Below are 1024 nucleotides of genomic sequence, written 5' to 3'. Positions count from 1 at the left end.
CTGAGTTAAGCCGCGCCGCGAAGCGGCGTCGGCTTGAACGAATTGTTAGGGCCGACGTTACGGCCGAAGCGCCGGAACCGCAAGCAGCAACGCCAACCTCGACACGGGAGCCGCTGACCGGAAACCTAGTCACGCGCAGGCCGAGGCTGGAAGAGCCGAAGCGAGAGCGCCGCTCGACCGAAGCGAGAACACCGGACCGCGAAAGCGCAACGGCAAGCACCCCACGACGCGACAACACCTGAGCGCGGACACGAAGCTCAACTCACGCGCTTGGCGGCGGCGCACTCGCGCTGTCCGAAGCGATGCGTCCGAAGCGAGAAGTGGAAAGCGCGAACCACCGACCAACGCCGACCGAGCAAAACGCAAGAAACGCAGGGCGCGATGCAACGACCGAAGCCGACAACACTGGAAAGCTTTTCCCCAGGCCTAACACGTGAGTTAAGCCGCGCCGCGAAGCGGCGTCGGCTTGGACGAATTGTTAGGCCTCATCTGCGACGGCCACGAGTGACAACAACCATTGGTCAAAGCTGGCCGCGATGGGGTACAAGCCCTCCGTTCCGGGCAGCTCGTGGTGCCAAATTACTACGCCGGGAGAAGATCCCATGCGGTAGTCCAAGCAGACGAGGTTCCCGCCTCCATCCGTGCCGAATGGAATAACGCTCTTGGGAAGGCCGTGCTCCGGCCAAGTGGCGAGCGTGGACCAGACGCTGTCTTGTGTCCAAGGCAGGAAGGAGAGCCAGACACCAATAGCGCCGGGAACAGCACTGCCTGGGACCGAGAACTCGCAATCGCCGCACGTGCCGTCGTGCCTCAGTGATATCTCACGGAACGCTGGCGGGAAGCTGACACCCAAGAGAAGTTCCGCGCCGTCTAAGGCTGTGGCGGTAATCGTGTTTTCGGAGACTTCAAATCCCGGCAGCAATGTCATGAGGCCTAACACCTGAGTTAAGCCGCGCCGCGAAGCGGCGTCGGCTTGAACGAATTGTTAGGGCCGACGTTACGGCCGAAGCGCCGGAACCGCAAG

General features: G+C 62.3%; 1 protein-coding gene. It reads right to left on the bottom strand.

Annotated elements, in window-relative coordinates; all coding sequences use genetic code 11:
* Positions 1 to 478: 478 nt before the first annotated feature.
* On the bottom strand, positions 479 to 928 hold the full coding sequence (locus G582_RS17320; protein ID WP_051247264.1) for an SMI1/KNR4 family protein: 450 nt from the start codon (positions 926 to 928) through the stop codon (positions 479 to 481).
* Positions 929 to 1024 lie beyond the last annotated feature (96 nt).

The sequence above is a fragment of the Thermomonas fusca DSM 15424 genome (assembly GCF_000423885.1).
GTDB lineage: Bacteria > Pseudomonadota > Gammaproteobacteria > Xanthomonadales > Xanthomonadaceae > Thermomonas > Thermomonas fusca.
The sequence above is the reverse complement of the archived record's forward strand: the minus strand, read 5'-3'. Positions and strand labels throughout refer to the sequence as shown.

Excerpts from the sequence above, each read along its gene's own strand:
- G582_RS17320 (WP_051247264.1), bottom strand. The coding sequence starts at position 928 with ATGACATTGCTGCCGGGATTTGAAGTCTCCGAAAACACGATTACCGCC.